Below are 18675 nucleotides of genomic sequence, written 5' to 3' on the forward strand. Positions count from 1 at the left end.
CCTCAATGGCCTTCGGGGCCGTGGGCCACTTCCCGGGCCACCAGGAAGAGGTAGAGCAGGCCCAGCACCAGGTAGAGCCCGGCGAAGCCCAGGGTCGTGAACACCGTCTGGCCCGGGTGCACCAGGGCCGAGGTGCCCGCCGCCGTCCTCAGGAGCCCGAACACCGTCCAGGGCTGGCGCCCCAGTTCGGCCACCATCCATCCCGCGGAATTGGCGATGAAGGGGAAGGGGAAGGCCAGCATGATGCACCACAGGAGGGGCCGCGCGCGTTCCAGCCTCCCCCGGTACAGCAGGAGCGCGGCCAGCCCCATGAGCCCGATGAAGAGCGTGCCCAGGCCCACCATGATATGGAAGCCGTAGTAGAGCAGCTCCAGCTCCGTGGGCCAGGCGTCCCGGGGGAAATCATCCAGGCCCTTCACGTCGCTGGAGAAGGAGCCGTAGGCGATGAAGCTGAGGACCCCCGGGAGGCGCACCGGGTTGTCCAGGCGCTGCCGGGCCACGTCCGGCTGGCCGATGAGGTTCACCTCGGCGTAGCGCCCGCTCTTCCACCGCCCCTCCATGGCCGCCAGGGCCACGGGCTGGTGGCGCGCCACCTGCTTGCCGTTGAGGTCCCCCGTGGGGAAGGCCGCCGCGCAGGCCCCGATGAAGCCCGCCAGGACCCCCGCCTTCAGGTAGAGCCGGGCCTGGGCCGCGTGGATGCCCTGCAGGGTCCAGAAGGCGCCCACCGCCGCCACCACGAAGGCCCCGGTCACCACCGCCCCGGTCATGGTGTGCGCGTACTGCACCAGCCCCCAGGGGTTCGTCAGGAAGGCCCAGAAGTCCACCAGCTGCAGGCTCCCGTCCGCCAGCACCCGGTGGCCCACCGGATGCTGCATGAAGGCGTTGGTGGCCACGATGAAAAAGCCCGAGAGCCAGCTGCCCAGGAACAGGGCCAGGGCCGCGGCCGCGTGGAGCTTCGGGCCCAGCCGCTTCTCCCCCCAAACCAGCAGGCCCAGGAAGGTGCTCTCCAGGAAGAAGGCGAACATGCCCTCCATGGCCAGGGTCTGGCCGATGACCCCGCCGGCGTCCCGGGAGAAGCGCGCCCAGTTGGTGCCGAACTGGAACTCCAGCGGGATGCCCGTCACCACCCCCACCCCGAAGGTGAGGCCGAAGATGCGGATCCAGAACCGGGCCGCGGCGTCGAACCGCTCCTCCCCCCGGGCCAGGGCCAGCCCCTTGAAGACCACGATCAGGAGCGCGAGGCCCATGGTCAGCTGGGGGAACAGGTAGTGGAACGTCGCCGTGAACCCGAACTGGAACCGGTGCCAGAAAAGAAGACCATCCATGCCGACACTCCGATTCATTCGCTGCGACCTGGAAATAGTAGACCGGAATTGTTGGTTTAGACAAGGCGGGGGGAGACCTCGTAACATGATGCCAGGCGCCGGAGCGCCGGTTCCGGAGTCCGCATGGCCTACGCTGGCGAATTGGCAGCCCTCGCAACGTCCCTCTGCTGGGCCTTCAATTCGGTGTGCTTCACCGTGGCGGGCCGCCGGGTGGGTTCCCAGACGGTGAACGCGGCGCGGCTCTACATGGCCCTGGCCATGCTCGTTGGGGTGCACCTGGCGGCCTTTGGCACCGCCTTCCCCTTCCACGCGGGGGCCCAGCGGCTGGTGCCCCTGGCGGTGTCGGGCCTCATCGGCTTCGCCCTGGGGGACGCCCTGCTCTTCGAGGCCTTCCTGCTCCTGGGGGCCCGGGTGGCCATGCTCCTCATGACGCTCTCGCCCGTCTTCAGCGTGATCCTGGCCCGCGTCTTCCTGGGCCAGTCCCTGGGGCTCCCGAAGGTCGTGGCCATCCTCGCCACCCTCGCCGGGATCGCGTGGGTGGTGGCCGAAGGCCATGGCGAAAGCCAGCGGCCGAAGCACGCCACCCTGGGCGTCCTCCTGGGCATCGGCGGCGCCCTGGGCCAGTCCGTGGGCCTCATCCTGTCCGACGTGGGCATGCGGGGCGGCTTCCATCCGGTCTCGGCCAACCTGGTGCGGGTGGTGGCGGGCACCTTGGCTATAAGCGTCTGGTTCCTCCTCCGCGGGCAGTTCCTGGACTGCACCCGGCGCATGAAGGACATGAAGGCCTCGATCTACATCTTCGCGGGAGCCATCACGGGGCCGGTCATCGGGGTCGTGTTGTCCCTGTTCGCGATAACCCACACATCAATGGGCGTGGCGGCGACCCTCATGTCGCTTTCGCCGGTGCTGCTGCTGCCCATCTCCATGGCGGTATTCAAGGAGCGCGTCTCAAGCAGGGCGTGGGCTGGCACCATCCTGTCGATCGTGGGAGCGGCCGCCCTGTTCTGGATTTAGGATTTTTTACTCCTGTTTTCCTGAGAATTTCCGATACCTTTATCTGGAATCCCTTTCTCAGGAGAATAAGTTGAAGTTACTGCAAAAGCTAAGGCATAGCCTCTACCTCCAGGTCATCCTCGCAGTGCTCATCGGAGCGGCACTGGGATATTTCCGTCCCCAGTTCGCGGCCAGCATGCGCCCCCTGGGCGAGGGCTTCATCAAGCTCGTGAAGATGCTCATCGCCCCCATCATCTTCCTCACGGTCGTCATGGGCATCGCCAAGATGGGCGACATGAAGAAGGTGGGCCGCGTGGGCGGAAAGGGCATCCTCTACTTCGAGGTCCTCACCACCATCGCCCTGGCCATCGGCCTGGTCATCGCGAACGTGTTCAGGCCCGGGGCGGGCATGAACATCAACCCCGCCTCCCTGGACACCAAGTCCATCGCCGCCTACACCCACCCCGGGGCCCACCTCAGCACCATCGACTTCATCATGAACATCATCCCCAAGGACGTGGCCGACGCCTTCGCCAAGGGGGACATCCTCCAGATCCTCCTCTTCGCCATGCTCTTCGGCAGCGCCCTGGCCTTCATCAAGGATGACGGCATCCCGGTCATGAAGTTCCTGGACGGCCTGAACAAGGTCTTCTTCCGCCTGGTGGCCATGGTCATGCGCCTGGCCCCCATCGGCGCCTTCGGCGCCATGGCCTTCACCGTGGGCAAGTACGGGCTCCACTCCCTGGTGAGCCTGGGCAAGCTCATCGCCTGCTTCTACGCCACCAGCCTGCTGTTCGTCATCCTCATCCTGGGCGCGGTGATGAAGTACGCGGGCCTGAACATCTTCAAGTTCCTGCGGTACATCCGGGAGGAGATCCTGATCGTGCTGGGCACCTCCTCCTCGGAATCCGCCCTGCCCCTCATGATGGAGAAGATGGAGCGCCTGGGCTGCTCCAAGTCCGTGGTGGGCATGGTCATCCCCATGGGCTACTCCTTCAACCTGGACGGCACCTCCATCTACCTCACCCTGGCCTGCCTCTTCATCGCCCAGGCCACCAACACCCACGTCACCCTGACCCAGCAGCTCTACATCCTGGGCATCCTCCTCCTGACGTCCAAGGGCGCCGCGGCCGTCACCGGCGGCGGCTTCATCACCCTGGCGGCGACCCTTTCGGTGGTGGGCAACATCCCCGTCGCCGGGCTGGCCCTGCTGCTGGGCATCGACCGCTTCATGAGCGAGGCCCGGGCCATCACCAACCTCATCGGCAACGGCGTGGCCTCGGTGGCCGTTTCCAAGTGGGAGGGCGAACTGGATCTGGAGCGGGCCACCTACTTCCTGGACAACCCCAAGGTCGTCGAGGAGGAGGAGTACCAGCTGTCCCGGATCCCCGCCAATCCCGGCGTGGCCTACGAGGGGTAGAACATCTTGATCGTCTGGTCCAGGGCCTGGATGACCGCGAGGATCCGGAAGGGATCCACCGGCAGGAAGTCCACGGCCCCCAGGCCCAGGGCCCGGTTCCGCTTGAGGACGGCATCCTCCTCGGGCCCGGCCACCAGGACCGGCACGGGGCATCGCTCGTCCTTGACGAGCTTGCCGGCCAGTTCCATGCCGCTCATGGAACGCAGGCGCTGGTGCACCACCACGAGCTTGACGCGGCCCCAGTCGGAGCCCTCCACCCCGAGGGACTTGACCAGGGGCCGCACCTCGCCCCGGGCGAAGTCCAGCCCGGCCACCCCGAACCTCCGGCCCACGGCCTCGGCCATGCGGATCGAGAAGGGGGGTTCGCTGATGACCAGCACCAGCGGGTCCCGATCGGACAGCACCTGGAGGGTGGGCCCGGCCTTGACGACCTCGCCCTTGCTGCGGTCCGCGCGGACCCCCCGGGTCTGGAAGAGCTCCCGGTCCTTGCGGTCCTGGGCGATCATCGCGTCGTTGAGCCAGATCCGGTAGGCCTTCAGGACGGGCGCGTCGTGCTTTTCCGTGAACCGGATGCCCACGACGCCCTCCTCCATGGTGTCGCACACGGCCTTGAGGACGAACTTGTTGTCCAGGTCCATGTTCAGTTCCATGGTCGTGGGGGTGTCCAGCTTGAGCTGTCCGTCCTTGACCGCGCCGCTGCCGTAGAGGGGCAGCAGGAGGCCGTCCTGGCCCAGGGCCCGGATGCGGGCGTCGCAGAAGTCCATGCTGGGGCTCGTGAACACCGCTCCCAGGGGCTTCTCGGGCAGGAAGTCCGAGAGCCCGCGGTAGTCCCGGCCCTTGAGCATGCGGGGCTGCTCCAGGTGGACGCAGTCCGATCCCTCGAGCTGGCCGAAGTCGGCCACCTCCACCGTGCCCTGGAACTTCCGGCCCCGGTCGAACACCGTCATGCGGTAGTGGTCGCCGACGTTCATGTTCCACTTGGTCCGCTCGGCCCCGGTGATGCCCACCAGGATCCGGCCCTCCACCTCCTCGAAAATGGGGAAGGTCCAGTCCCGGCCCTCCACCTTCATGGTGATGTCGCCGCCGGAGCGGCAGAGCCGCTGGAAGACCATCCGGATGGAGGCCGTGTCGTCGAGCTGGAAGAATTCCGCTGGCATGTCGAGATTATGTTCAGCGTCAGGGAAAACTCAACAACCAAGTACCTGATCTACCGCCGCATAGGGGTCCAGGACCCGGTCGGCGACGGCCTTAATGAGAAGTTCAACCTTTTCGGAGCCGGCTCGGGCGCGGGCCCGGCGGGCCGCCTCCTCCGCCAGGAGGCTGCCGAAGCGGAGCCGGGCCCGCTCCCGGGCCTTGACCTGAAAACCGCCGTGGGCCTTCAACCAGGTCCCGTGTTCCCGGATCTTTTCCAGCAGCTCCGGGATCCCCTCCCCCTGGGCGGCAACGGTGCGAACCGCGGGGGGATCCCAGGCCTGGGCGGAGCCGAGGGACTTCATGGCCTGGATCTCCATCTCCACCTTCTCCACCCCGTCCCTGTCGGCCTTGTTGACGATGAAGATGTCCGCCACCTCCATGATGCCGGCCTTGATGGCCTGGATCTCGTCGCCCATGCCCGGCACCAGGACCACGCAGCAGGTCTGCACGCAGCTCACGACATCCACCTCGTCCTGGCCCACGCCCACCGTCTCCACGATCACCACGTCCCACCCCGCGGCGTCCAGGAGGTCGATGGCGTCCTGCGTGGCCCTGGCCAGGCCCCCCAGGGCCCCCCGGGTGGCCATGGAGCGGATGAAGATGCCGGGGTCGGCCGCGATGCGCCCCATGCGGATGCGGTCGCCCAGGATGGCGCCCCCGCTGAAGGGGGAGGTGGGGTCCACCGCGAGGATCCCCACGCGCCTGCCCTCGGCCCGGAGGGCGCGGGCCAGCTGGTCCGTGAGGGTCGATTTCCCGCTGCCCGGGGACCCCGTGAGGCCGATGACCACGGCGCGGCCCAGGTGGGGCCAGACGCTGGCCATGAGGGCCCTCGCCTCGGGGTGGCCGTTCTCCATCCACGTGATGGCCCGGGCCAGGGCCCTGGGGCTGCCGTCCAGGAGGGGTCGCAGGAGCCGGGAAGCGTTTTCCATGCCTCCAGGATGCCATTCCCGGGCCCGCCCCGGGGAGGCCCCCGCAGAGATGCTATGATTTCAGCGGTAGACAGCCACCCGAAGAGCGCAAATGACCCCACGACTCCCAGCCCAACCCAAGCCGCCCCCCGCCGAGCCCGCCTCCCCCGGCGTGGTGAAGATCCAGAAGCGCGAGGCCAAGCCCACCGTGACCACCCGGGAGAAGGTCTGCGCCACCTGCGGGCGCACCTTCCGGCTGTCCCCGGAGGAGAAGTTTTTCAACTGCCCGCACTGCTACAAGAAGACCCAGCCCGTGCGCAAGGCGGTACGCAAGAACGAAGCCCAGATCCTCACCCAGATCATCTGCGTGGAATGCGGAACCAAGGAATACGTGGACTTCGTCCCCACCGATCCCGCCGCGGCCTTCTGCGCATCCTGCTTTTCCCGGCGGAAGCGGGAACTTCAGGCCCAGAAGCCTCACAAAGAACGGCGATAGCCCTTATCCGGAGATCTGCATGAAACTCGGTATTCCTGCCCTGACGGCCACCCTCCTCGTGCTCGGCGGCGCCGCCTCGGCCCACGGCCAGGCCAAGGCCAAGGCCCCCGCCGCCAAGGGCCCCGCCAAGGAAAGCATCGAGGCCACCTTCGCGCGCCAGAACCTGGACCAGGTCCTGGACGCCGTCAATTCCGGCTGGTTCGGAAAGCCCTACCAGGACGTCCGCGCCGTGGACCTGGAAGGAACCCTCTCCATCAACTTCACCGCGGCCGCGGCCAACGCCAAGGTCGACCAGCTCGGCCAGGGCGCCGTCAAGGGCGGCCTCACCAAGGGCGGCACCGTCAACCTGAACCTCAAGGGCACCTACTTCGCCAACGCCGACTTCCGCACAGAGCTCAAGGGCGACTTCGGGACCCTGCTCTACTACCGCTCGGGCCTGAAGGGGTTCCTCTACAGCAAGGAGATGAACGCCTACACCACCAAGGTGGATCCGCCCCCGTCCGACGCCCCCGTGTCCTTCCTGGGGTGGTTCAGCCAGTGCGTCAACGAGGTGCGGGACGTGTACGTGAAGGGCTCCCTCTTCAAGGCCGCCATGGGCCGCGAGGACAGCGCCGGCGGCCAGATCCTGTCCTTCCAGTCGCCGACCTCCGCCTACGACCCCAAGAAGCGCGAGCAGAGCATGGCCGAGAGCCTGGGCTTCTGGAAGCGCGGCAAGCTCGACGTGGTCTTCGACAAGTCCACGAAGCTGCCCACGAAGATGAACTACAGCAACGACGCCCAGGGCATCACCACCCGCATGACCTTCCACTACACCGGCACCCGGCCCACCAGCGTGACCATCGAGAACCAGAGCCGGGGCATGGAAGGCCCGGCGTCCCTCACGATCTCCTACAACGGCGAGGGCCGCATCGACCACCTCGCCGGACAGATGGGCTTCCCCGTGGGCACCATGAAGTTCGACGTGCACATGACCTGGACCCGGGACCGCAAGCTCCCCGGCACCATCCCCCCCGTCGGCGCCACCAAGAAGGGCGGCGACGAACTCGAGACCATGCTCCTGGTGAACCTCGCCGGGAAGGTGCTGGACCTCCAGCGCGGCGGCTTCAACATGCGGAGCGTGACGCTCACCAGCAAGTGAGGGACCATGCCCGACCCCGAGGCGCTGGCCAGCTGCTCCCTCGGGGACGAGGCGTTCGCCAGGGGTGACTACCCGGAAGCGGTCAGGGCCTACCGGAGGGCCCTGGCCGCTTCCCCCGTTCCGGAGGCCTCCAACAACCTGGGCAACGCCCTGATGCTCCTGGGCGACCTCCCCGGGGCGCTGGCGGCCTACCTGGAGGCGGACTGCCCCGACGCCTGGATCAACGCCAGCGTCGCCGCGCGGGCCCTGGGGGACCTGGACCAGGCTTCCGGGCTCCTCCAGCGGGCCCTCCAGGCGCAGCCCGGCAACGCCCTGGCCTTGGGGAGCCTGGGCAACCTGTTCAAGGACCTGGGCCGCATGGACGTGGCGCTGGCCTGCCACCGCGAGGCCCTGGCCCTGGACCCGGGCGACCCCGTCGCCATGGGCAACCTGGCCTACCTGCGCGCCTTCGATCCGGAGGCCTCGGCCGACGACGTCCTCCAGGAGGCACGGGCGTTCGACCGAATCCACGCCCAGGGCCTGCGCGGCGCGGCGCCGAGGGGCGGGCCCGGCCCCAGGCTGCGGATCGGGTACGTCTCTCCGGATTTCCGCTACCACTGCCAGGCCTTCTTCACCGTACCCCTCTTCACCCACCACGACCGCCGGGCCTTCGAGATCCACGCCTACTCCAGCGTGCGGCATCCGGACGCCGTCACGGAGCAGCTCCGGGCCTGCTGCGACGTCTGGCGGGACTGCGCGGGCCTGACCGACGAGGCGCTGGCTGCCCTCGTGCGCGCCGACGGCATCGACATCCTGGTGGATCTCACCATGCACATGGCCGGCGGCCGCCCCCTGCTCTTCGCCCGCGGACCCGCCCCCGCCCAGGTGGCCTGGCTCGCGTATCCCGGCACCACGGGCCTGTCGGCCATGGACTACCGCCTCACGGACCCCTACCTGGACCCCCCCGGCATCACGGACGCCGGGTATGCCGAGCGCTCCATCCGGCTGCCCCACACCTTCTGGTGCTACCACCCCCTGGCCGAGGGACCCGGCCCCGGCCCCCTCCCGGCCCTGGCCGCGGGCCACGTCACCTTCGGGTGCCTGAACAATCCCTGCAAGGTGAACCGGGCCGTCCTGGCCCTGTGGGACCGCGTCCTGCAGGCCGTACCCGGCTCACGCCTGCGCCTCCTGGCCCACGCCGGCCGCCACCGCCAGCTGATCCTGGACGCCTTCACGGACCCCGCCCGCATCGACTTCACCCCCTTCCTGCCCCGCCGGGACTACCTGGAGCTGTACCGGACCATCGACATCTGCCTGGACACCTTCCCCTACAACGGCCACACCACCAGCCTCGACGCCTTCTGGATGGGCGTGCCCGTGGTGACCCGGGTGGGCGCCACCGTGGTGGGCCGCGCGGGCTGGAGCCAGCTCCGGAACCTGGGTCTCCCGGAGCTGGCCGCCTGGGACGACGACAGCTTCGTGGGGATCGCCGCGGAACTCGCCGGGGACCTGCCGCGCCTGGCGGAGCTGCGGGCCGGCCTGAGGCCGCGCATGGAAGCCTCCCCGCTCATGGACGCCGGGCGCTTCGCCCGGGACATCGAGGCGGCCTACCGCAGGATGGCGACCTAGCGCACGAGGTAGGAGAACACGCCGCCCACCTGTTTCGCCAGCTGGGCAAGCCCTTGGCCCTCGATGGAGAAGCCCATGAGCGCCTCCCAGTCGTTGGCCAGCTGGAGGAGGACCGAAGCCCCCAGCCCCGCCCCTCCCAGGAGGAAGAACGGCACCTTGCCGCGGATGGGTTCCAGCAGCGTCCCGGCCCGGGCCCGGTGCTCGTGGTCGGCCCCGTCCAGGTAGACGAGGGCCATGACGCCCTTGGCTTCCGTCAGGGCCCGCATGGTCTGGACGGTGGCGGGGTAGCGGTGGAGGGGGGGCAGCCCGGCCAGGAGGGTTCGAAGGCGCTCCTCCAGATCGGGGGGCCCGCCCACCAGGGCGATGCAGGGGCCTTCCGCCAGGAAGGCGGGTTTCGCGGCGTGGTCCCCGGCCTTCTCCTGTTCGCGGCTGGCGAACTGGTGGTAGGCCTCCTCCTTCTTCTGGAAGGTCCACCGGGAGAGGTCGTCGAGGAGGTTGCCCGAGAGGGTCGGCCGGAACTCCAGGCCCACGCTCCGGTCGCCCACGTGGCGGACCTTGGCCTGGCCGTTGATCAGGATCCCGGGGGTCAGGGGGATGCTCACATGGATGACGTCGTCCAGGAGGATCTCCCCGTCCTCGAACTCCCTGCTGGAGAAGATCCGTGCCCCGCCCGTGCTGATGTTGACGAGGCTGCCGGTGAGGAGGTCGTACTTCCGGGAGCTGAAGGTCACCTGGATCCGCCCCACCTTCTCCACCCGGAAGGCCCGCCTGAACTCGTCGCTCTCGAGGACGGCGGGCCGCGACAGCCGTAGGGACTTGCGCCCCCGGGCCATCCCGATGCCCAGGAGCGAGGTGGACGCGCGGAAGATCCGGGGCCCGTGGGGGAAGCGGAGGGTGAGGCTGGGCGATTTCAGGCCGTAGAGGGCGTCCTCCCGGCTCATGGTCGCGGTGACGTGGATGACCTCCTGGTCCAGCAGGAGGAAGTTCAGCTCGAACTTGGCGTACGGCGTCGAGAGGAAGGCCAGTTCGTTGCGGTCGCACACGTTCCGCAGGATCTCCTGGATCGTGTCGAAGTTGCGAATGATGGCGCTTTCATCGCTCACGCTTGTTTCCGTCTATTTTTAAACAGATTCTGGGGGAGTTGAATTTAATCCGGATTCAACCCTAGCGGATCGTGATGATATTCTCATTATATTCCCCGCGCGCCCGCGCGCCAGCGGCGAATTCCGGGGGTTGGACCCCTACCGCGGCCGCGGGGCCTCCGGGGCGGCTGCCAGGAGATCCGCAAGCAGGGCGGGCCGGGCCGGGATCAGGGTGATGGCCCCCTTCCCCGCAAGCATCTTCTGGGTCTCCAGCACGTCGAACATGGCCCGGGCCACGGCGGGATCCCGCGAGATCTCGTCCAGCGCCGACCCCACGATCTCGGGCCGCACGGCCCCGGCCTTGGCGAACTCCACCGCCGCCTGGCGCTCGGCGGTGCTGGTGATGATGTTCACCTGGTTGGTGCCGTCCTGCTTGATGCTGGAGGTCACCTGCCGCAGACGGTTCACGACCTTGCTCTCGATCTGCCGGATCATGTCCGCGTCCCGGAAGTGGACCTTGCGGATGTAGATGGAGCCCAGCTTGTAGCCCCAGTCGTGGGAGAGCGGCGAGACCTCGTTGCGCACGGTCTGGCTCATGGCGTGGCGGTTGGCCATCATGTCCGCCAGGGGCATGTTGCTCAGGCACCGCACGGTGGAATTGCTGACGTTGGCGGCCAGGGAACCGCGGGGGTCGGTGTTCTTGAAGAGGTAGGCCACGGGGTCGCTGATGAACATCTCGTACCATATGCCGATGCCCATGGGCGCGCCTTCCTCCGAGTTCACGGGGGCGCTGCGCAGGTATTCCTGGTCCAGCCGGTAGTCGATCTCGTAGCAGCGCCCCAGGAACTTCACGAAGGGAGCGCGCCAGCCCAGGCGCAGCCAGAGGAAGTGGAGGCCGGGCTCGTCCAATACGCCCACGACCTTGCCGAAGAGCACGTACACCAGGCACCGGCGCTCCTGCACGATGGCGTAGAAGCCGACGGCCCGCAGCAGCCCCAGCAGGAGGGGCACGACGAGGAAGCAGGCGATGAAGGTGATGGCGGCGACGATGAGGGTTTCCATCACTTCACCTCCAGCACGATGCGGCCGGCTTCCGAATAGAGCCCCAGGCGCACGTTGCGCACATAGGCGTCCAGCGCCCCCTCGCCGCCCTTGTCCTTGAGCAGGCCGATCTGCGAGGCCAGGAGCCGCAGGGGCTCGACTTCCGCCTGGGCCTTGAGCGTCTCGATCTCCACCGCGCGCCGGGACTGGACGATCTTCTGGTCCGCCGACGCCTGGGCCAGGCTGATGTCCGAGGAAACCTGGTTGTGGGCCGTGTTGATGGCCGCCAGGGCCGATTCCACGTCGGGCGGCGGATCGATGGCCGTGATGAGCGAGGCCTCCAGGAGCATCCCGTAGCGCGCCTGGGCCGACGCGCACTCCTTGTCCATGTGCTCGTTGAGGTCCCGCAGGTTCTTGCGCAGGTCGTTGATGGAGATCCCCGTCTGCACCGCCGGGACGCCGTCCGCGTCGGCCGGCGCCTCGAAATTGGCGATGCGCTCCCGGAGCACCGACACGAAGTAGCCCATGACGTGCGCGATGGGATTCTTGACGCCGAAGAGGAAGGCATAGAGGTTGCGGTCGCTGATGCGGAACCGGATCTGCCCCGTGAGCCCCGTGTTGAGCTGGTCCTTGGTCACCGCCTCCAGCACCGTCCCCCCGCTGTTGGCCGAGGGCATCGCCGGATCCCACGCCATGCTGACCGTCTCCGTGGCCACCGACACCTTGTACACCCGCTCCCAGGGCCACTTGAAGTACGGCCCCCCCGGCGGAATGACCCGCACCTGCGGCACCGCATAGCGCTCCCGCTCCTCCGGCGTGAGCATCGCCGAGATGGGATCCTCCGCCGTCGTGGCCGTCCCCACCCGCTCCGCCCGCCCGAAGGAGGTCTTCACCGCCCGCTGGTTCTGGTCCACCGTGTAGATCCCCGCCGCCAGATACCGCACCAGGAACCACGCGATGAACCCCAGGGCGCAGCCCAGGGGGATGCCGGCGGAAAGATCGATCATGACTGCGCTCCTCGGAGGTATGCGCAAGTATGACGGGTCCCATGCGAAGGAGTGTGAAATTCAAGAGATCCCCGGGCGCCTTGGGGCCGGGGCGCCGCCTTGCTATACTTGCCCTTCAGTCGGGGCGTGGCGCAGCCTGGTAGCGCATCTGCTTTGGGAGCAGAGGGTCGTAGGTTCGAATCCTATCGCCCCGACCAATATCACTAACGGGCACAGTCTTTTGCGTGGTGAACGCGAGTTGTCCGAAGAACCGCACTTCGCAGTTAAGTGCTGATTCCATGATACCGCCGATGGGTCGGGTTATCACCCGGTTATCAGTAATCGGAGGTGCGTAGATCCTTGCCCTATCTGGCATCCAGCCCAGTCAGCGGCTACCAGGGGAGGGTATTTCCCTGGGACGGCTCAACGACCCTGGAATGGCACGGGGTGGTCAATCTTCATACGGACCCTCAGGGGAGGTGGACCGGGGTGGGGTTTTCCTGGGGCGCCTGCCTTCCCAGCCAGAAGGCTACGGGTGCGGGACCTACGAACCTGAACGGTCAGAGGGCAGGACCTCCTTGTCTGGGCGGTTCATTGGCTTGCATGTTTGATTTGTCAGACGGATGACACTTAAGTAAGGAGGATGACGCTCAACATATGCCCTGGTCGGGGCACCCGATAGGTCCAACATCTGAATAACCTGCTCGCCTCTTCTTGCCTGAACCATCAGACCACCGAGTCCATACCAGCCAGACTGCTGAAGATTCCCATTCATCGCCCTGCGAGCCGAGGTCGTCAGAATGTCAGCCAGTTGAACCCCGGTGTCCGCCCTGGAGTCAATAAACATCCGGTCTTCGGCGAATATTGCCCTCAGGTCGAGGTACCTGTATGGTCCACTCTTGATAACTTCTCTCAGGCGGTCCGGAGGTGAAGGTTCCTCTCGTTCAAACCTGGCGAAGAATGAGTAGTCGGCTCCTTCAAGCCGCCCTAGAGGTTCATTGATTGAGATGGACTCTAGGATGGGCAATGAGATGGTCGTCCAGAGTTTCTCAAAGGGCGTAAGGGTGTTGTCCTTCGAGTCAAAACGCCACCTAAAGGCTCCCAGTTCTGCTGGTGACCGTTGGACGAAGTAGAGGGATGCTCTCCTAAGGACCGAGGAGATCAGGTGCCAAGTGCAAACCCCTTGGAGGTACAGCTGGTTGGAGGTCCCAATGAGACTCGTACGGATACGGTTTAGGTCAGCAATGAGGCTCGACGTATACCGATCGTCAATCCCCGTGATGAAAACATCGGCTTGGGCTTGGCGCGCAGCCGTGATTTTGCCCCCATCTTGAAGCGCCATATCGATCGCGGTCAACTCGAACATCACATCAAACCCACTAAGGAGGTCAATAACCGCTTTAACCTGCCGCTCATCCAGATCGCTCCCCTTTATTTCAGCCCCACCAACCCCCCAATCGTCCTTCAGCCGTGAAAACCTCTCTCTGACCATTGGGACATCAGAATCCTTCAAAACCAAAGCGCCAACGCAGGACGCGGACCAAGGTCTTTGGGTCGGCGTCATAAATTGTCCAGCTTCGTCAATGAAGATATGCAAGATTGCCTCAACCTACCTAGTCAAACCATTCACAAGGGACGTGAGCAGGTCCCTATGGCTGAATGAAATATATGGTTAGTTCCTTAGACGGAATGAAGTCCTTGACCTGGGCGCGGAAGGTGTTTGCCCCAATTTTCTCGACCGAACCGTCCCAACAGAAGGTGATGAGTTCGCCAGGGTCTCGTTCGACAACCAGTTCAAAGTCCGTGATGGGTGTCCTCCAAGTATTGGCGGTCGTCAGGATATAGCTAACCCAGTTGCCAGGGATACCCTCAAAATCACGAGATTTCTTCCATTTTGGCTGAACCTTTGAAAACGATTTGCGGAATGTTTCATCAGGGCACCCAGGGGCTGGAACCATCGAATTCGGGCTGGGTTTCAGGAGATCCTCCAGGCGAATATTGTTGTAATCACCGACGGCAGGGCTGTATTCGTGGCAAATCCGAACGACCTGCCCTGGTGGGAAAGTCTGTGTCCAGTGGTAAGTCTTTTTCACGGTCCAAAGGGGGAGGTACCCGAAGGGGTCACCAGCATGCGGCTTGTCAATTGCGCCCAAGGCAATCAGTTGCTCAATCTTCTCATTCGATAGGCTTCGAAGTTGTGATCTGGAGGGGGTCGCGGTCTTTTCTTTATAATTAATTCGACCCTCCTCCCAGTCTGCAAAAGTGCTGATCTTGATTCCCATTTGTTGAAGGGTTGAGGTGATCTCAACTCCCTTCACATAAGCTTTCGCCTCTGTGTTAAATGAGTATCCCGCGTCATTTACCCAGACTTTGAAGTCATCGAACGGCGTCCAACCCAATCCGGGGTTACACCAGTAGTCTGGGATCGGGAACGCGATCTCGGTCATTACCTCCTTGTCGGAATCGTTCCGAAACTCGTATTCAACCCGCACCTTCTTCTTGCTGATGAACAGTCGCTCCTTGACCATGGCGACCCGGCGTTCCTGCTTGAGGCGTATCCCACCCAGGGCGACCTCAGCGGCGCCATCATTCCCATGCAATGTCGTTGGCAACATGACTAGTAGACCAAGAACAAGGACGAATGATTTGATCGGCACTTGGACTCCAGGAGAGGCAGGTTTGGGCTTTACCAGAGGTGGGGTGTTAAAGGGTGTGGGCGTTATTGCTCGGGCATTGGCAGTTGACCATCGGGGAAGAATCCCTCAGGCAGATCCAGCGTCATGGGCAGAGTCTTCTTGTCCAATAGATTGGTCACCACGCCCTTCTTCCAGTCAATCCGCCGCTCGTGATAGAAGTCCTTGGCATTGGCATTTTGTTGGGCAGCAGCTGGGATTAACTCCTTGGTGATGAACTCACCTACCTTCTTGCAGGTCGCCCGGTCGTACACAATGCAGCGTTCCTGATAGCAGGGCACTCCGCACGGTCCATCCACGATGAATGCAACGAAGGCATGGCGCCTAAATTTGATTACCCTCGTCGCCTTGATGCGGCGGCACTCAATAACCCTTGTATCGCCGATCCATGCGTCCCAATGATGTGTGAACTCGGGATCGTATCCAATATCACCAAGATCAACGGTTCTAACGGTGTGCAGTCTAGCGGACGGCACCCTCTGGGATGCAAGAGCAGGGCAACTGCCAATGCTCAGAGCAAGAACTACACCCGTAAAGGTTCTGCTGGATTGCGTGGGATGCATGAGAGCAGTCTAACCGCTCCCATCAACATGCCCGTGGAACACCATTCCTACGGGAATAGTTCCACGCCACCTTCCGGGTCCTTTTGGACCCAAGTGTCAATATTGATACAGGATCTCAGCGACTCACAGAGGTGACCATCCAGTCGAGGGGGGGGGCAAATTGCCTGTTTGAACACCCATGACAACTCAAATGTAGTAATGGCTTAAGTCGAATTAGGGCAGCGATTGCCATGTGAATTGCCATTGGAGGGAGGTGCAATCCTGGGTGCAAGGAGGGATTCGTTCCTGTGTTGGTAATCAATAGCGTCAGAGGGTGCGCCCTCCTGACACAGCCAACCAACCCATCCGTCAGGAGACACCATGACCAATGCCCCCTACCGCTGCAATCCCCTCTTCTGCCTTCTTCAAGGTGTGGGTGTATGACCCCCCCCGTTGAAACGAACACCCTGATTCCTATGCACGTGGACCCTATCAGGACAAAGCGACTCCACGACCCTAGGAGTAGCCGACTGCCATGGGTCAAGGCGACCGGCACTCCGGCAACCCTCTCCAGGAAGGCTGCGCAATACCTTCGCGTCTTCGACTACAAGAAGGCTGCACAGTACGACCTGGATACCGAAATCCTCGCAAATGTTGTCTGCAATCTGAGGAACTACTATGACCAGGACGCCGAACAGACCGTCAGATTGGTCCTGGACCTGTTCAATCCGAAGTCATCGGAGTTGTGGTCACCGGAGGGGATTCGTCTCGCCTGGGACCTGGTAGAGCGGTTTACGCCCACCCTGGCACTAGCTGACGAGAAGACGATCGCGAAGCGTAAGGTCGCGATCCTTGAAAACGAAGTGGTCGACCTGATCGCCTGGACAATACCTGGCGGACGAGTATCTGCCTTGGACCTGCTGAATACTTTCCGAGAGTGGAATCCTTGGCTTCAGATCACTGCCAACGCCTTTACCCGAGCCGTGCAAGCAGTCACAGGGATGACCAAGCTGCGCTCCAATGGTAAGGATTTCTGGGTAGGCTTCCACCTTCCCGCCAAAGTTGATTCAGAGCAGTCAGCAGCAAAAGCGGCATAGGTCAAATTGGAGACAGTGCACTTCTAGGGTTGCTTTTATTAGAACTCCACGGTCATCGAGGAATTCCCTGGTTATGCTTCTGGGAGTCCATATCGATCCCAACCTGCCTCAACGCTGCTTCGTGTGGCGCCCCACCCAATTGGAAGATCTGCAATCTCACTGAGGGACGGGTCAATCGCAAGGGCTTCCTCCATGGCGATCAACCTAGCATCTGCAGTATCCACGGTGCTGCCACAGGTGAAAGCCCAATCCGCTTCATCCGAGTAGTGAACGACTCTAAGGATAGGCATACCCTCCTCCAGCACCTGTCGGGTTGTCATCGCTGCTACTCGTGGACCTTGGTCGAATAACCATTTGGAAGTCATGGGGGCGCCTGACAGGTGAGTGGGCTTTACGAGAAGGATGGAGGCGGCTAAACGCTCCAGGCGTCGAAGTAGTACAAAGAGTAACGGAGCGGGGAGGAGCATTGCCCAGAGCAGGGCAAGAAGCCAAGCGAATAGGCTCGAAAATGCCCAAGGGATATACATCAAGAGCCATTCTCCAAGCATCAAGGGAGGTTGCCCGATAAACTCACCCAACCTTGCGTGCAAATGGAAGTGCCACCACTTGGGATGACCAATCAGGGGGAAATATAGTGCTTCCAGCATGCACAAAAACAGGAAACAGGTGAGACCGCCATGGAACAGGATGAGCCTTGCCCTTGCAGATCCTTTCCTCAAGGTTGCTTCTCCTGATGCTCGAGACTGCCGTGATGGGCAGACCCCAGTCCTGCCAGATATGACTTCACATACTTGTTGTCCCAAGTTCGATGAGGAGACCTGCCACCAAACAGGTTCGTCAGGATTCTCCTAACATCGGCAGCAAGTGGAGTCATGTCCTTCAGGGGAATCACATCCACTGCAGGTTCTCCACCTCGTTTCGCGAGTCCCCTTGACACTAGACACTCCCTGATTGGGTTGAGGGTTTCATCCACACGGTCAGGTGAGATACCAAAGTAGATCCGAGTAAGTTCGCTGCATAGTCGGCGAAGATCATCGTCCCATCCAGGATTGGTGCTGAAGGAGTGGAGCCGCCCTCGCCGCTCGGTCATCCCCAGGATTGCTGGCAATAGCAGGTCACAAGCCTCCTCGACCCGCAGGGTATCAAGACGGGTCCACCAAACCCCGAGCCACACTTGCCGTTCCGAGTCTGAAAAAAGAGTGGGAACGTCCTTCCAGGAATGATGGGAGCCTTCACAGGTGACCACGGTCTGGACTGTTCCGTTTGGAAGGATCTTTCTGACTGCGTGAGTCCAAGTGTCGAGGACATAGAGAGAACCATCAGGGGCAGCAGCCAGGGCAGAAGGGAGGCAGAATCGTGCCTTCCCTGGTTCTCCGTCTTCGATTCCACCAGACCCGACTTTCCCTGCGAACAGGCTAACCGTCCCTGACGGGTCGACCTTTCTAATGGCGTGGTTCCAAGTGTCTGCAATGAACACGGTCCCATCTGGCAAGGCAGTCAGCCCCTCTGGGTATCTAAACGACGCCTCAAGTCGGTTACCATTTGTCTCCCCCGCCTTGCCAAATTGACCGGCAAATCTCTGGACCTCACCGCCGATGCTGATCGCCCAGATGCAGTTCTCGCTGTAAGGCAAGGCAAGGAAGACCTCATTCTCAAAGGGACATAATCCCATCGGCATCGCCCCAAGCGGATCGCGAAGCTTCATGGGAGAGGAACCAGTGTTGACCTTCAATGGGTGGATGAAGCAGTCAATGGATTCGCTTGTGAGCGCCCATAAGGTCTGTGCCTTGTCGTAACCAAGTCCTTTCAGGAACGGGTAAGTATGCTTCCCACTCGATGGGAACCACTTTGCCATCCGTTCAACGCGTTGCCCCTCTCCAATTAAATATACGGAATCGCCGTCATTTACAGCTACTTCCCCATTCACGGATAGGGCTAGGACCCGATGCCTTCGCGAACCATCGAAAACGGGGTGAGTGGTTTCGATCGACTTCCTCTTCTTGGGTATCTTTGCGAATACAGACGCCCTTCCATCCGTCGAAACCTGATGGATGATCCCCTGCGACAGGTCGGCAACCAAAAGTGTTCCGTCTCGAAGCACGGCAATTGAATCCGGTCGAATGAGTGAGATTCGGCAGGGTTGGGAACCGTA

Annotated in this window: 16 protein-coding genes and 1 tRNA gene; 7 read left to right on the forward strand and 10 right to left on the reverse strand. The window is 63.3% G+C overall.

Translation table 11 applies throughout. The features are described 5' to 3' along the window. Nucleotides 1-2: 2 nt before the first annotated feature. Complete coding sequence (locus ACZ5MC_RS20195) at nt 3-1325, reverse strand: cytochrome ubiquinol oxidase subunit I (RefSeq protein ID WP_306597700.1); 1323 nt, start codon at nt 1323-1325, stop codon at nt 3-5. Nucleotides 1326-1448: 123 nt separating this feature from the next. On the opposite strand from ACZ5MC_RS20195, the gene ACZ5MC_RS20200 reads away from it, so the two are divergent. Beyond that, on the forward strand, nt 1449-2339 hold the full coding sequence (locus ACZ5MC_RS20200; protein ID WP_306597701.1) for a DMT family transporter: 891 nt from the start codon (nt 1449-1451) through the stop codon (nt 2337-2339). Between the two features lie 79 nt (nt 2340-2418). Further along, complete coding sequence (locus ACZ5MC_RS20205) at nt 2419-3738, forward strand: dicarboxylate/amino acid:cation symporter (protein ID WP_373432574.1); 1320 nt, start codon at nt 2419-2421, stop codon at nt 3736-3738. On the opposite strand, the gene ACZ5MC_RS20210 is transcribed toward ACZ5MC_RS20205, so the two are convergent. Both ACZ5MC_RS20210 and meaB read right to left on the reverse strand, forming a co-directional pair. Further along, nucleotides 3726-4895: a hypothetical protein gene (locus tag ACZ5MC_RS20210; RefSeq protein WP_464516637.1), complete on the reverse strand. Its 1170-nt coding sequence runs from the start codon at nt 4893-4895 to the stop codon at nt 3726-3728. The genes ACZ5MC_RS20205 and ACZ5MC_RS20210 overlap by 13 nt on opposite strands. 30 nt (nt 4896-4925) lie before the next feature. Then, entirely contained in the window at nt 4926-5861 is a 936-nt protein-coding gene (meaB, locus tag ACZ5MC_RS20215; protein WP_306597704.1) for a methylmalonyl Co-A mutase-associated GTPase MeaB, read from the reverse strand. A 91-nt stretch (nt 5862-5952) separates the two neighbouring features. Here meaB and ACZ5MC_RS20220 point away from each other — a divergent pair, with 91 nt between their 5' ends. From ACZ5MC_RS20220 to ACZ5MC_RS20230, 3 genes are read left to right on the forward strand one after another with little or no spacing between them, the layout of a single operon-like run. Continuing rightward, nucleotides 5953-6336, forward strand: coding sequence for a hypothetical protein (locus ACZ5MC_RS20220; RefSeq protein ID WP_306597705.1), 384 nt, complete (start codon nt 5953-5955; stop codon nt 6334-6336). Nucleotides 6337-6355: 19 nt separating this feature from the next. Further along, complete coding sequence (locus ACZ5MC_RS20225) at nt 6356-7474, forward strand: hypothetical protein (protein WP_306597706.1); 1119 nt, start codon at nt 6356-6358, stop codon at nt 7472-7474. 6 nt (nt 7475-7480) lie between these two features. Beyond that, a complete protein-coding gene (locus tag ACZ5MC_RS20230; RefSeq protein ID WP_306597707.1) occupies nt 7481-9082 on the forward strand; it encodes an O-linked N-acetylglucosamine transferase, SPINDLY family protein in 1602 nt (533 codons plus the stop codon). On the opposite strand, the gene ACZ5MC_RS20235 is transcribed toward ACZ5MC_RS20230, so the two are convergent. The 3 genes from ACZ5MC_RS20235 to ACZ5MC_RS20245 form a co-directional block, all read right to left on the reverse strand. Next, the gene (locus ACZ5MC_RS20235; protein WP_464516638.1) at nt 9079-10185 is read right to left on the reverse strand and encodes a PilZ domain-containing protein; all 1107 of its coding nucleotides are present in this window, start codon (nt 10183-10185) and stop codon (nt 9079-9081) included. The genes ACZ5MC_RS20230 and ACZ5MC_RS20235 overlap by 4 nt on opposite strands. A 138-nt stretch (nt 10186-10323) precedes the next feature. Then, nucleotides 10324-11226 (reverse strand): SPFH domain-containing protein, encoded by a 903-nt coding sequence (locus ACZ5MC_RS20240; protein ID WP_306597709.1) that lies wholly within the window; start codon nt 11224-11226, stop codon nt 10324-10326. After that, nucleotides 11226-12212 (reverse strand): SPFH domain-containing protein, encoded by a 987-nt coding sequence (locus ACZ5MC_RS20245; RefSeq protein WP_306597710.1) that lies wholly within the window; start codon nt 12210-12212, stop codon nt 11226-11228. Before ACZ5MC_RS20245 ends, ACZ5MC_RS20240 begins: the two co-directional genes overlap by 1 nt. 120 nt (nt 12213-12332) lie before the next feature. Between ACZ5MC_RS20245 and ACZ5MC_RS20250 the strand changes: the two genes are divergently transcribed. Beyond that, nucleotides 12333-12409 (forward strand) — tRNA-Pro (locus tag ACZ5MC_RS20250). Between the two features lie 326 nt (nt 12410-12735). On the opposite strand, the gene ACZ5MC_RS20255 is transcribed toward ACZ5MC_RS20250, so the two are convergent. The 3 genes from ACZ5MC_RS20255 to ACZ5MC_RS20265 form a co-directional block, all read right to left on the reverse strand. Then, the gene (locus ACZ5MC_RS20255) at nt 12736-13788 is read right to left on the reverse strand and encodes a DUF3800 domain-containing protein (RefSeq protein ID WP_464516639.1); all 1053 of its coding nucleotides are present in this window, start codon (nt 13786-13788) and stop codon (nt 12736-12738) included. A 52-nt stretch (nt 13789-13840) separates the two neighbouring features. After that, nucleotides 13841-14848 (reverse strand): DUF4424 family protein, encoded by a 1008-nt coding sequence (locus tag ACZ5MC_RS20260; protein WP_464516640.1) that lies wholly within the window; start codon nt 14846-14848, stop codon nt 13841-13843. Nucleotides 14849-14910: 62 nt separating this feature from the next. Next, a complete protein-coding gene (locus ACZ5MC_RS20265; RefSeq protein WP_464516641.1) occupies nt 14911-15138 on the reverse strand; it encodes a hypothetical protein in 228 nt (75 codons plus the stop codon). A 728-nt stretch (nt 15139-15866) separates the two neighbouring features. Between ACZ5MC_RS20265 and ACZ5MC_RS20270 the strand changes: the two genes are divergently transcribed. Beyond that, nucleotides 15867-16523, forward strand: a complete 657-nt coding sequence (locus ACZ5MC_RS20270) for a hypothetical protein (RefSeq protein WP_464516642.1) — start codon at nt 15867-15869, stop codon at nt 16521-16523. Nucleotides 16524-17238: 715 nt separating this feature from the next. On the opposite strand, the gene ACZ5MC_RS20275 is transcribed toward ACZ5MC_RS20270, so the two are convergent. Further along, nucleotides 17239-18603, reverse strand: a complete 1365-nt coding sequence (locus ACZ5MC_RS20275; protein ID WP_464516643.1) for an NHL repeat-containing protein — start codon at nt 18601-18603, stop codon at nt 17239-17241. Nucleotides 18604-18675: the final 72 nt, after the last annotated feature.

Source organism: Mesoterricola sp. JemC181, assembly GCF_055384585.1.